Genomic DNA, 13416 nt, shown 5'->3' with positions numbered 1-13416 from the left:
CCACCTGAAATGTCATAGGTATCATATGCATTCACCCATAGGCAGGTCACTTGATTGGAGACATTATCAGCCAAAAGCAGCAGGAACCAGGTTATAGAATCGCAAAAACAGGAAGAACCGGCTGTCGCCGTGAAACAAAAAAGCGGCTAACGCCCAGGTTCAGGCGCGCCGCTCGTTCACAAATTCCAAATTTTCCGTGTCCTATTCTATGGCGGCCAGTACTGGTACCTGGCTCCTACGTTTGCATCATTTGAACACCTTTGGAGAGCGTCGCCATATATAGCTCCGTCCCCAGCCAGTCAATATCGGTAACCGGCACCCCCGGTCTGACCGAGTAAAGCGTTAATCGCTCTCCCAGACGGCCAATACGGTAAAGCCCCCGGTCCGTGCAGACATAAACATAAGATTGCCTGGATATGACCGAGAAAATAAAAATATCGGGAAACTGAACCGTGCTGAATCCGCCGCGGCCATTGCTCACAACCAGCTCGCCCTTCTCGGTTGCGCCAAACAGATTATCCCGGTTGGCAGCCAGCGCTGTGACTCCAAAGCCAAGCTCGAAATCGGCCCAGCGGTCCGTCATCCGGTCATACATGCTGATGCCATGCTCGAGCCCGATATATAAATACTGCGGGGTAAATAAAAAATCATAGACAATTGAATGGCCGTAGGCGGTTTTTTTCCACTTATCCGACGACTTATAATAAAGGCCGGACTGGGTAGCTGCGAAGCCGTATCCCCATTCTTCTTTATACTGATAGCAGGGATGACCGACTTCTTCGTATTCCCACTGCTTGAGCTTAAGCCGGTATAACCCTTTATTCGTGCAGGCATAGGTGACGCCCGCAGACATCTGCAGCCGGTTAACCGTCGTATCTTCCGGAAGGCCGTCCGAGAGAAGGCGCCAATCTTCGTTCGCGGGTTTCAGGTAAATCCCCTGCCCGGGCGATGCCGCTACGACGGTCCGGTCGCTGCGCACCTTGACCGAGGAGAAATGCAGCGGGAAAGGCTGCCTGTTTATATAGGAATCGGGCAACATGGATACTTTCAGCTCCTTGCCTCTTTTTAATATGTAAAGGAATACCTCTATATTAGTTGATAATGATTATCAGTGTCAACCTGTGCCTGTTTTATTTGAGCCAAAAATTGAAGAAGCGACTTCGCCGGCATCATAAAACTCCAGGCATCTTCTACAATGCCGGCGTCAAGATTCCTTTATCCAGACAGGTCTGGAGCGATAATGCCTTGATGCCTGTTCCGAACTCAATATGGACGCGCTCATCCGTCAGCTTCATAATTTCTCCTCGGCCAAATACCCGGTGCTCGACCAGCCTGCCGATCACCAGCTCCTTCCGCTCTCTGAGCGCATTGGGGTCCACCGGAGACTGCGGCTCCTCTGTCCGCACCGTCAGCTTGGCCGGATTCTGAAGCGTACGAACCTCGGAGACGAACAACGACTCGTCCATCTTCACCCCGTCCCGGTACTTATAGGTAATCAGCTCCAGATGCCGCTTGGCCCTCGTCATGCCGACATAGAACAACCGGACGGCTTCTTCCATCGGCCCGGTATTGCCTTCCGCTTGCTGCTTGATATCTTCGGCGGAGGGGATGACCCCCGTGACCAGATCGATCATATAGACAACCTTGAACTCCAGTCCCTTGGCGCTGTGAAAGGTAGAAAAGGTCACGACATTTTGATTCTTGTTGAAGCTGGAAGCTTTCATCACTGCCTCCAGATGCTTGAGCCTTTTGGCAAAGTCCTCCATGCTCTCAAGCGTGCTTGCGATCTCTTCCAGCGTGTTCAGATTGCCGAGCAAATAATCCTTCCTGAAGCCGAGCCGCTCCACCATCTTGTCAATCGCCTTATCGTAACCCAGCTTGGTGCGGATCACGCGGATTGCTTCGAGCGGCGGCATGCCCTTCATCTGCTGCAGCGTTTCCTTGCATTCCAGAATCGGCTTGCGCTGATATTCCTGCAGATCCACATAGCTCAGCAAATTGTCGAAAACCGACTCATTATTCTGAATCTCCCGCAGCACGCCCATCTGATGCTTCGTAATATAGCCGTTAAGCTTCGTGTACACCTGTTCCAGAAGATCGTAGCGCTTGTCCGTATAAGACATCCGCATGATATTCAGCATGTCCTTGACGATCCAGTGGGAGAAGAACCGGTTGTCCGAATCCTTCATATAAAAGGGCACTCCGGCCCGTTCGCATTCATTCATCAGCATGATGGAGGAGGAGCTGTTCCGGTAAAGCACCGCCACCTCGCGAAGATCAGCAAGCTGCTGGATATGCTCCACCACATATTTGGATTGATGATTATAATCGGTAAAATTGCGGATCGCGATCGGCTCATGCGCTTCATTGTCCGTAAACATATTTTTGTCATAGCGGTTCTTGTTCCGTTTGATGAAGCCGCTTGCGATATCCACAATATCCCGTGAAGACCGGTAATTTTGTTCCATGTACAGGATCACGGCATTCGGATATACGTCTTTGAAATGCAGCAAATAGGAAGGCTCTGCGCCCCTCCAGCTGTAAATCGACTGGTCGTCGTCGGCTACCACGCATATATTGCCATGCTCTCTTGCCAATTCCTCGATAATGGCATGCTGAACAAGCGAGGTGTCCTGGCTTTCGTCCGTCAGCAGGACATCGTATCTTTGCTGATATTTATGCAGCAGCTCCCGGTTCATTTTCAACACTTCGTTTGCCGTCGTGAGCATATCGTCAAAATCCAGCAGGAGCCTGCCGGAGCCGGAGCGCTTAAACTCCTCGTAGGCAATCAGAATACGATCAGCCTGCTTCACCTCACAGGGCACCTGTGCCCATTTGTCGCTGGGAATCATTTTATTTTTGATGTAGCTGATATAGGTAGTCAGCTCTTCCATTTGATCCTCCGTTATCGTATTGCCGGCAATCGACTGATACAGATTGCGCAGGATCAACTTCTTATGCAGCTGATGGGGATCAAAATCCTCTCCGACCTGTTTCCTGCCTCCTTGATTGCCCTCGATAATAAGATAAGCGGTTCGGGTCTGCTGAAAATGCTCCCGGACAATCTCAAATGCGAGACTGTGAATGGTAGAGAAATCGACTGGCGCAAGCTCCGGGAAAAACCGCTTGAACCGCTCCTTCATATCCAGCGCCGACGCCCTGCTGAACGTGACCGCCTTGATGCGCGACGGAGCGATCCCTTTCTGCTGGATCAGATAGCCAATTTTCATGATGACGGTAGTCGTTTTCCCGGAGCCGGGAGAAGCAAGCAGCAGCAGCGCGCCTTCAGTTTGAAGGACCGCCTGCCGCTGAATCTCATTCAGCTCGACGCCCGTTTCCTTTGCCTTGCGCGTAAAAAAATCCTCTTTGGTTATCATAGACAGTCCCTCTATCGTTTATCGTTAATCCTCTATAGACAGCGGCAGATGAAGAAGCGCCGGCAGATTCTTCCCGAAGCCGGTTGCAACCCGCAGGCACAGATGGTAATCATTGATGATCATATGAAGCTCTCTATCATTGGCGGAAACCATTTCTTCCTCCCTCACACGGCTGCGCACCACCTGGATGTAACTTTCGTCCGAGACTCCCAATGTTACTAGCATTCGGGGAGGCAGCGCAAGCATGGAGATCGGAATCCATCGCCGCTGCTTGGCGGTCAGCACGAAATGAGCCGTTCCTCCGATGGCAAAAGTGAAATTATCATAGACTTTATCCAGCTTAAAATCAAACATGTCCTGCAGCCGCTCCCGGAATGCCTTCACATGTTCGACGGGAAATCCGACCTCGCGCATATAAAGAACACGAAGAGCGCCGGAGGGGGCTACGACATCCTCCTTGATATAAGGATGGGCAATCAGTTCGAGCAAATTTCCATCCCCATCGCGAAAGTAAATATTTTGTCCCGTTCCAAAATGATCCACTTCTCTGCCGTCCGGCCATTTCTCGATCAAGACCTGCCGACTCTTCAGGAAGGCGACAAGAGCGTCGAATTCCGAGTACGGAACTTCAAACGCCAGATGCGCCGGAGCAACAGGCTCGTAAGCCTCCTGAAATACAATCGTACAGTGCTCCGTGATCCGGAATTCAATGCGGCTCTCGGATTCTTCCACGATAGGCAGCAGCAGACGTTCATGATAATACTGCCTTGCGCTTGGAATCGATACCGTGTTCAGCTGCAGCCCCGCATAGTGTGTAATCATGGTTTTCCACCATCCTTATTGTGGTTGACTGCTCTTTATAAACCTTCCCGCCAGAAACGGCTTTCTCCGTCCTTATTGCAGTAGAGTGAATGTCTGTACGTCAAAGATATACGGAATCCGGTAGACAAAGACCGCCGGAACTGATTCCGGCGGCACTGACCTGCTTATCGTTTATGCTCCAGAAACCATTGATACAGCTCGGGATTGCCGTACGTCTCCTCCCAGATCTGATGATCAAGTTCAGGGTAGGCGGTGTACCTGACAGACCCTCCCAGGCTCCTGATCGCGTTAACCATCTCGGTTGTTCTCCCGGGAATGACTACATCATCCTTCTCTCCATGGAAAGCCCAGACCGGTATACCCTTCAGCAGGCTGGCATCTTCGGGCTGGTAGTAGCCGGCCAGTGGAGCAATAGCTGCGAAGCGCCCGGGGACATTCGCAGCCAGGTCCCATGTTCCGTTCCCGCCCATGCTGAATCCGGTCAGATATACCCTCTCCGGGTCAACACGGTGGCTGCGGGCTATTTCGTCCAAGAGAGCCGACAGGGCATTCCGCTGCTGCGGCCAATCCGAATGCTCCGGACATTGCGGCGTTGCGACGATAAATCCGAAGTCCTTCCTTTCTTCAGCGAAACGCGCAACCCCATACTGATGGAGTAGAGCCAGATCATCGCCCCGCTTCTTGATGCCATGCAGGAACAGGATGAGCGGCCATTTCTTCCCGGTATTCCTCTCGTAATCCGAAGGAAGAAACAATTGATAGCCAATCCGTACAGGTTCAGGAGTCTCTTGGCGAAGAAGATGTGAGGTGACGGGCATGGAGCAGCAGCATCCTTTCTCAAGGGCGATTTTTCATTATTATAACGCTATCGTTCAATATTTTACCAGTCGTTTTGACTTAAACTGAAGCAGCCCGGCGCGCCTAAAGGCGGCAGGGCAGGGGTGGCAGGGGCGGTCTGCATGCCGTTTTGGACGAAGTCAATCAGCATCGCAAAAAGAAGGAACGCCACCAACTAAAGCTGTGCTTCCAATCCTGTCCGCTTTGCGTTATCTTCTCCTTCCAAGTCCCGCACAGCCTGCTCGCGGATATCCTGTGTGATTCGCATGCTGCAAAATTTCGGACCGCACATCGAGCAAAAATGGGCCGATTTGGCCGCATCTGCAGGAAGCGTCTCATCGTGATAGGACATCGCCCGTTCCGGATCAAGCGAGAGATGAAACTGATCGCGCCAGCGAAAATCGAACCTCGCTTTGGAAAGCGCATGGTCCCGCATTTGCGCGTTCGCATGCCCCTTCGCCAGATCAGCGGCATGCGCCGCGATCTTGTACGCAATCACGCCTTCCTTCACATCCTCTTTATTGGGCAGTCCCAAATGCTCCTTCGGTGTGACATAACAGAGCATCGCTGTACCGAGCCAGCCTATCATCGCCGCCCCGATAGCCGAAGTGATGTGGTCGTAGCCTGGAGCAATATCCGTCGTCAGCGGACCCAGTGTATAGAATGGCGCCTCCCGGCACACCTTCAATTGACGCTCCATATTCTCCTGGATCAGATGCATCGGAACATGGCCGGGGCCTTCGATCATCACCTGCACATCATGCTTCCATGCAGCTTGAGCCAGCTCGCCAAGAGTATCCAGCTCCCCGAATTGAGCCTCGTCATTGGCATCTGCAATGGAGCCGGGACGCAGCCCGTCACCGAGAGAGAATGAAACATCATATTGTTTCATAATTTCGCAAATTTCTTCAAAGTGCGTATACAGAAAGTTCTCGCGTTGATGCGCCAGGCACCATGCCGCCATAATCGACCCGCCCCGCGAAACAATCCCCGTTACCCGCTTGGCCGTAAGCGGAATGTACCGCAGCAGAACACCCGCATGAATGGTAAAATAATCTACCCCTTGCTCAGCCTGCTCGATCAGAGTATCGCGGTACACCTCCCAGCTCAGATCCTCCGCCTTTCCGTTCACCTTTTCCAGCGCCTGGTAGATAGGCACTGTGCCGACCGGAACCGGCGAGTTTCGCACGATCCATTCGCGGGTTGTATGAATGTTCCTGCCCGTGGAGAGATCCATGACCGTATCGGCGCCCCAGTGGGTAGCCCATGTCATTTTCTCCACTTCCTCCTCGATGGACGAAGCAACGGCTGAATTACCGATGTTGGCATTGATCTTGACGTGGAAGCGGCGCCCGATAATCATCGGCTCGCTCTCCGGATGATTGATATTCGCCGGTATAATAGCTCTTCCTGCCGCTACCTCGCTTCGCACAAGCTCTGCCTCCACCCCTTCACGAACAGCAATAAACGCCATCTCCGGCGTAATGATTCCCCTGCGGGCATAAAATAATTGGGTCACATTGCGCCCGCGGACAGCTCTTAGCGGTGTGTGGTTTAAAGCCGGGTACGGTTCTGCTCCTTGGCTGCCTGCCGCTTTCTCCGAGTCGAAACCGTTATCAAGCGGCTGAATCACACGCCCTTCATAGCGCTCCACATCTCCCCGATCTTCAATCCATGACCGGCGAAGAGCCGACAGACCCTTGCGCACATCGGCCCGATAAGCGGAATCCGTGTACGGACCGCTGGAATCATATACCCGAACCGGTTCGTTCAACTGCACCTCGCCGCTTCTACTGATACTCGGCGACAGTTCAATCTCCCGCATCGGCACCCGCACATCCGAACGGCTTCCTTGCACATACACTTTGCGACTGCCCGGCAATGCTCCAGCCATGATCGTCATATCAAAAACCTCCCAAGGTAATTTGGAGAATCCCCTAGGAGGCTCGCAAGGACAGCAGCATAGACGGTGCGGAAAAATTGGAACGAGCCAAGGGCAGGCAGTTCCCTGACCTATTAGTTCCCGGTATGAGCAGGCTTCAGCCCGTTCACCGACAGCATTCCTTGACACACTATCATGCTGGAGCGAACCGGGAAGAATCCGATCTGCCGTCCTTTGCGGCTGAGCAAATTTCTTCCCTTGGACCGTATAGAAATTTATAGGAGTGAAGCTTATAAAATTCTATAAAGTTAAAAAAACCGCTCCGGCATGGGAGCGGTTTGAATGCGGCAATTTCCATCCGGCATATGAAGACTATGCTTCATTGTCCGAATAAGTGAGGCATCCTGTCTATGCGAAAAGACAATTGCATAGATCCAGCCCATAATCGCACAGACAAGCCCACTTTCCTACGCTGGCATAACCCAGATCAGGTTCAAAGGGACCAAAGCGATCAGCGCTTTATCTCAGCCCATGCGGGCGCCCCTAGTGGATTTCCTAGTACGACTATATCGCGTGAACGCACACGCAGTCAACTTATAATGTTCAATTTCTTCGATGAATGCCAACCGTCTGCTGCACATTGCCTGCAACCGTGACAGTTACGTAGTCTGTCTTCACGGTCCCGTTGTTGTAAGTAGAGGTGAACGTAAACGTCAGCGGCCCATCCTCCAGCTTCTCGAAGCTTTCATCCCACATACTACCGCTCCAGCCGGTCCGACGCGCGTTCGCGGCATCCAGATGAGTCGTGAAGCCGTTCATCGTCACCTCAACAGTATCCGCTTGGGTAGTTGTTACCGTTTCGGTCGTTTGGGCATGCAGCACGAACTTCTCTCCTGCCCAAAAGACCTCATAACCGCGCGGGCTGTCTGCATCGCCGTTTTGATTGATATTGTATTCTCTGCGGCGCTGGTCCCACAAATCCGTATGCATCACCTGACCCTTGACGTCAAGCGGCAGCACCGGTATGTCTTTGCGCACCACTACCGGCGGCGCTTGGCCGTCCTGGACCGTAAGCTCGACTTTATATATCCCTGCCTTGTCTCCTCTGAAACCTGGCCCGGTGTGACCATAGGGACTATTAAGAAAGGAGTTGAAGGTTTGTGAGCCTCCCTCCGGATCCTTGACAATATAGATAACCTGTAAGGTATCCAGGTCGGGATCGTCAATGGTATGGCTGATCCGGATCGAATCCCCTTCATACACCGGTTTGGGGGTCCAGTCAAAATCGGCTGCAGGCGGCCGGTTCGTTTCGATATAGAAGTATTTCGGATCGCTCCAATTGCTCCAGTCATAGCCGTCATACACACGGACTATGACATACATGTACACATGCTCAGGCAGGTCGACAGTTGGCCGCCAAGAGAGTTCCCGGCCCGGCTTGATATCCGTATCCCGATACAGCTCTCCGCCATATTTGAAAATCTGAAGCTGGTATCGGGTTTGCAAATCTCCGTCAGCATCCGCATAATTCCATTGAAATGCCGGCCGGAATTCCGTTAGCTTCGCCGGATTATTCTGATCCGTGCTTTCAGGCACTATGATCCGGGCTTGCGGTATCTGGTTGTATATCGTGACCTGCCCGTTGTACTGCGCCTCGGCTCCTGCCGAATCCTGCACGACCTGCCGGATATTGAAGGTGCCGAGGGTGTTGAACACCTTGCTCCAGAATGTCCGTGACGTGCTCTGCAATAATTCCCCATCGCCAGTTGTTACATTGCGAATATAGTACTCATGCGGCAAGTTCTCCCGTCCGCCATCCTCGGCGTCATAGGCCCTAGAATCCATAACAACCGGAACGTTGCGGAAAGTATTCACATAGCTCGTCGTGAATCCGGGAACCGGCGGCGTATTGGGTGTCGGTATTGTGGAGATATCCAGGGATACGACGGTGTAATCCGACCATGCGCCATATTCGTCCTTCACAGCCATGCCAATTTCATATAACCCCCGTTCCTGCGGAGTTACAAGCTTTTCGTAGACAATGCTCCCGGATGGGGTGGCATAGTAGAACTTCTTCTCCAGGATTCCCCGGGTGGCCCGGTAATCAATGGTGGACGTTTCTGTCGAGTAATTGTCAGGACTGGCATACCGGTCCGGGTCATAGCTGCTGTCGGTCCAGATCAATTTGCCGTCAGCTGCAGGAACGACCATAAACTGAGAGACCGGTCTGCGGTGAACGGTAACTCTTTTCGCAAACGGATTCGAGTTTTTACGGTATTCATCAAAGGTCATATCCGAATAGAGATAGCTTGGGTGAGGATCGTCCTTCGCCCTCAGTGTAACGATGTAATCCCCTACCTTATCGAAGGTCAGCCGCTCGGAGCTGAATGTTTGACCGTTCATGACCGACACGCCCTGATTGTTGATGAAACGCGGCGTATGCTGAATGCTCCACTGGTAGGAGCCCGCCTTGGGATCGCCCTCCGGATCCAGAAACTGAATGTTATGGTAAGCGGCCTCCGCCGTGGCTGTCCCTGCATCCCATATCGCGTAGCTGTCCGACCATTCAATTTTATTCTGGATCGCTTTGTACGTAAAGGCGCTGAACACGACATAGGCTTTGTCGCTGAAATAGCCAAAACGCCCTTCTGAATAGCTGCCATCCGCCGCGGTCAGAAGCGGGATATTATTGAGGAACACATCGATCTGACTGCCGACCGTCTTGATCCTCAGGGCATAGCTTTTGTTTGATTCAAACGGATACGAGCCAGCTTTCAGTACTGTTGGTGACCCGTTCACGTATTTCACCAGATTGAACACATGACCATCGGTTTCCACCGCGTACCGGTTTCGTGTGTCCTGCATCCGGAAGGAGAAGCCGGCCATCTCCCGGTCGTAGTCTATATCTTCCATTCGGAGGCTGAACTTCATCTCCACATCGTTGAGTGAAAGGTCCGATACATATTGACCGTTCGTAAACGTCTTTTTAACAAGCGGCGTGGTGGTGGGCGTGCCTATCGCTACGCCTAACGATGGTTGATCCCTGGCGGCTTCATATTGTACATAGAAGAACGCTCCATCTCCAAAATATTCCCCCATGATCTGACCGCCATTACCCCAGTTACACCCTGAACCGTTTTGGACAATCAGTGCGCCGTTTTGATCGTAAATGTTGACTGGCCTGGTTCCGCAATCACCCATCCCTTTATCGATCTCAAAATCGGTTGTAAACCCGTCTGCAGTCATGGATTTATTGGCACCTGCTATATAGTTCCTGTTCCAATCCATGGTGTAGGGGGTATCGCCATCCGTTCCAAATCGGTAGGTCGGTATTGTCATGCCGTTCTGAGCCATTCGACTCTTTGGTGTGCCGTCACTTGCATTCAAGACGGTGAAGTACGTATTGGGATATTCGTAATTGCTCGCTGTTATTTCATTATTGAAGGGGTTCATGGCAAATCCGCTATAGCGCGTGATACTGCTGCCGCCTCCATTTATATCTTGGCCGGTATAGCCGGGCTCTCCTGCAGCCGTCAAGTATTGTCTCCAGGCTAAGCTCATATCCGCATTGTACTTTGTGACGCTCATGTCGCGGAAATATGTATTGCTGGGGCCTGCTGAGGCATAGCCTTGATACGTATATACGGCTCCTGCAGGATCGGTATAGATCGGCAATAATACTTTGTACACCAAGTTTAGCCCCTGAATGGAAGAACGCGAAGCCGGTATCTGCCAGTCCGGTTTTTCAGCAACCGACAGATCCGGGCCAACTTCTCTCCATTGGGTAGTCCAGGTCGTATTTTGATTACTATTATTGTCCCGGCGGACCATAATTTTGTTTCCGTTGGCATGGCTTACGGTCCAGTTGCTGACTCCGTTGGCCGTATTACTCAGTCCCATATCGGCTGCATTCTTCGTTGCCACTTCTGCACCTGTTCTTGCATCCAGCACGGTAAATGCATCGTTATTCTGGATGTAAATATACTGATCAGCCAATTCCCATTTGTCTATTAAGTAGGTTCCCGGCAAGGTCTTCGTGAAAACGTAAGGGGAACCACTGGTGTAACGGTAGAGCAAATTAAAATTGCTGCTGTCCATATACGATTCTTGCGGAGATACTTTTTTAGGGTCCAACGCATAGAGTGTCGTTATGACTTTTCCATTCAAGTATTGCTTTTCATCAAAATAAAGATATTTTTTGTTCGACCTGATTTGGGATGTCCCATGATCGAACTGGACATGTGTCCCGTCTTTGTTAATGAGAAGGTCCGTCATACCGGTATTAAAACGGGTTGCAGCTCGCCAAGGTGAAAGACGATTATTCCCGAATCCATTGTTGTTCATATCAAATGTCTTCAGGAAGGTGTCGAAGTTACTGGTCTCCGAGTATGTGTAGGTCCGTGAGCTGCCAAAGTTTCGGCCTTCTCCACTCACAAGGCTGCCGCCCACCGCTTGCCATAAGTAATTCTTGTTGTATACCTCCTTTGTATCGTTGGTGATATAGACCGGCCAGTTGATCATCACTTCCGGACGAATGGTAGTGGAAGGATTCAAATCCGGCTGAGGATTCTTCCCTTCAACCTCAAACGAAACCTCCGGCGCATTATTGACAATATCCAGCGTCAGTGATGTCTGTGCAGTCCCCAGGGTATCCCCCCACCGGCCAAATTCCTCGGTTACCTTAACGTAAAAGAGATACTTGCCCACCTTGTCCGGATTGATCGTGAGCTTGTCCAGGCGTCCGATAACCGTCTGCCAGCTATCGTCAGCAAAGCCGTTGTTTCTCGCATCGTATTTGTACTGATACTCTGCTTTGACAATTTCATCGCCATCGGGACTGTACGACTTATTAAGAATGACTGTAGGCTCGTTCCGTATCCCAAGCGGCGGCACATCGAGCTTAGCCACCGGAGGCAGATCGGGTTTAACAATAATCGTACAGGTGGACTGGTTTAAAGATTTGAGTCCCTTGGTATCGTACACATGCAAGGACACTTGAACGGTAATATCATGGTCCGTGCCGTTCGTGTAGGAAGTGAGCTTGTTGGTCCACTCATCCCGGCCATGATTGATCGATCTTCCCGATACGGGGCTATAGCTGCCGCTCGCATCGAAGGCAGAAGCCGGAACCGCGTGATTCTCGATGACGGTTGCCGGACATCTGGCTACAGGTATCGGATTTTCCGGTCTAACTTGAATATAGGTGGATGCCTGGGCCGACAATCCCCAAACATCGTGGATCTGAGCGCTGATATTATGAACGCCGCTCGTATCCATTTTGATGCTATACATGCCCCACGGGACGGGTGTGTACTTTCCCGGCAATGATTGGACCCATTGCGAATCGCTGGACGCGAAGAAAAACTCATCAAAGTACAGGTTATCCCCATCCGGGTCGGTCGGTGTAGGAACAGATGGATCCTGAATAACCACAAGGTTTAGAACCGTACCTTCGATAGCTTCATGTACGGGAACAGTAGGCCGTGCCGGATCTACAAAAGCAATCGTGAATTCTGGCGGGTTGTTGAGGGATGGTCCTGTTACCGTCAATGTTTTGGGTCCCACCCATTGTTCGCCGCAGCTTGTTTTAATTTTCATAGAGACATTATGCGTGCCTATCCCAATGATCGAGGGATAATTGCTATTCGTATAGACGGAGTCCGTGGTTTGCCCATACACATCAGGCCCTATCCACGTTATGCCCCGTTCGATTTTGAAAGAATGCGATATGTATGTGCAGCCATGCAGCTCGAAATCCCGAGGATGCAGCGTAAAGCTGTCCCGATAGGATATCGTCGTAGGGATGACGTCGAAATCGCCGGTTATCGATTGACTTTTTTGATAAAAAAATGAGACATACGCTTTGGTTTGGTTAGATGTTAAACTTACTTGAGCTGATCCCGTTTTTGGGGTTACTGTATTGGAATAACTTACGTAAGACACGTTGCTGCCGACTATCGCTCCATAGCTGCTGACTGGGCTATGAGAGGAATTGTTTGGTAGCGTCGCTATCGGTACGGTTGTTTCTCCTGCTTGGCTGTATGACCTCGAAGAGCTTGTTTTCACCATATGCCTTACTTTTACTTCCCCAGCTAAAGAATCAACCTTGTAGTAATAATAAAGATATAAGGTTCCAAAACTTCCGTCATATGTACCTAAATTATATTCTTCTGTCGTAGGTAATCCAGATGAGGGCGGTATCCCACTTGTCGTTATCTTGTAACCTTTGTAGGTGTATCCAGGTTTATCCGTATGCGTAAAGCTATATGGCTTTGTTTTTTCTAAAGGTTGCTCCCGATCGTTAAAGACGGAATCCAAACTATTTCCGTTCTCATCGAAGTGTTTAATGATGGCTTTCCCATCTGTGGGAACAGTATCTGCATCATAATATAAATTCAAAGTGTAGGTATCAAACAAGGCATCATACGTAAACGGCGGTAATTTCCCGTTTATTATACTCCCCGTTGGCGCATCCCCCGTTGTACTTTTTTTGTATCC

General features: G+C 51.0%; 6 protein-coding genes and 1 riboswitch. All 6 genes read right to left on the bottom strand.

All coding sequences use genetic code 11. From position 1 onward, the window contains the following. Positions 1-235 precede the first annotated feature (235 nt). Positions 236-1039: a hypothetical protein gene (locus AC0YNV_RS17340; RefSeq protein ID WP_475769160.1), complete on the bottom strand. Its 804-nt coding sequence runs from the start codon at positions 1037-1039 to the stop codon at positions 236-238. A gap of 151 nt (positions 1040-1190) precedes the next feature. Beyond that, positions 1191-3377: an ATP-dependent helicase gene (locus tag AC0YNV_RS17335; RefSeq protein WP_475769159.1), complete on the bottom strand. Its 2187-nt coding sequence runs from the start codon at positions 3375-3377 to the stop codon at positions 1191-1193. Between the two features lie 24 nt (positions 3378-3401). Beyond that, a complete protein-coding gene (locus tag AC0YNV_RS17330; RefSeq protein WP_475769158.1) occupies positions 3402-4199 on the bottom strand; it encodes a VOC family protein in 798 nt (265 codons plus the stop codon). A 164-nt stretch (positions 4200-4363) separates the two neighbouring features. Further along, positions 4364-5017 (bottom strand): carboxylesterase family protein, encoded by a 654-nt coding sequence (locus tag AC0YNV_RS17325; protein WP_475769157.1) that lies wholly within the window; start codon positions 5015-5017, stop codon positions 4364-4366. A 194-nt stretch (positions 5018-5211) separates the two neighbouring features. Then, complete coding sequence (gene thiC, locus AC0YNV_RS17320) at positions 5212-6939, bottom strand: phosphomethylpyrimidine synthase ThiC (RefSeq protein WP_475769156.1); 1728 nt, start codon at positions 6937-6939, stop codon at positions 5212-5214. A 426-nt stretch (positions 6940-7365) separates the two neighbouring features. Beyond that, positions 7366-7473, bottom strand: a riboswitch (TPP riboswitch). A 48-nt stretch (positions 7474-7521) separates the two neighbouring features. Beyond that, positions 7522-12516, bottom strand: coding sequence for a glycoside hydrolase family 78 protein (locus AC0YNV_RS17315; protein ID WP_475769155.1), 4995 nt, complete (start codon positions 12514-12516; stop codon positions 7522-7524). Positions 12517-13416 lie beyond the last annotated feature (900 nt).

The organism is Paenibacillus sp. JT31N11 (genome assembly GCF_056269285.1).
The sequence above is the reverse complement of the archived record's forward strand: the minus strand, read 5'-3'. Positions and strand labels throughout refer to the sequence as shown.

Bases quoted from the DNA above. Each gene is read 5' to 3' on its own strand.
- thiC (WP_475769156.1), bottom strand. From the start codon at position 6,939: ATGACGATCATGGCTGGAGCATTGCCGGGCAGTCGCAAAGTGTATGTG.
- AC0YNV_RS17340 (WP_475769160.1), bottom strand. From the start codon at position 1,039: ATGTTGCCCGATTCCTATATAAACAGGCAGCCTTTCCCGCTGCATTTC.
- AC0YNV_RS17315 (WP_475769155.1), bottom strand. From the start codon at position 12,516: ATGAAAATTAAAACAAGCTGCGGCGAACAATGGGTGGGACCCAAAACA.
- AC0YNV_RS17335 (WP_475769159.1), bottom strand. From the start codon at position 3,377: ATGATAACCAAAGAGGATTTTTTTACGCGCAAGGCAAAGGAAACGGGC.
- AC0YNV_RS17330 (WP_475769158.1), bottom strand. From the start codon at position 4,199: ATGATTACACACTATGCGGGGCTGCAGCTGAACACGGTATCGATTCCA.
- AC0YNV_RS17325 (WP_475769157.1), bottom strand. From the start codon at position 5,017: ATGCCCGTCACCTCACATCTTCTTCGCCAAGAGACTCCTGAACCTGTA.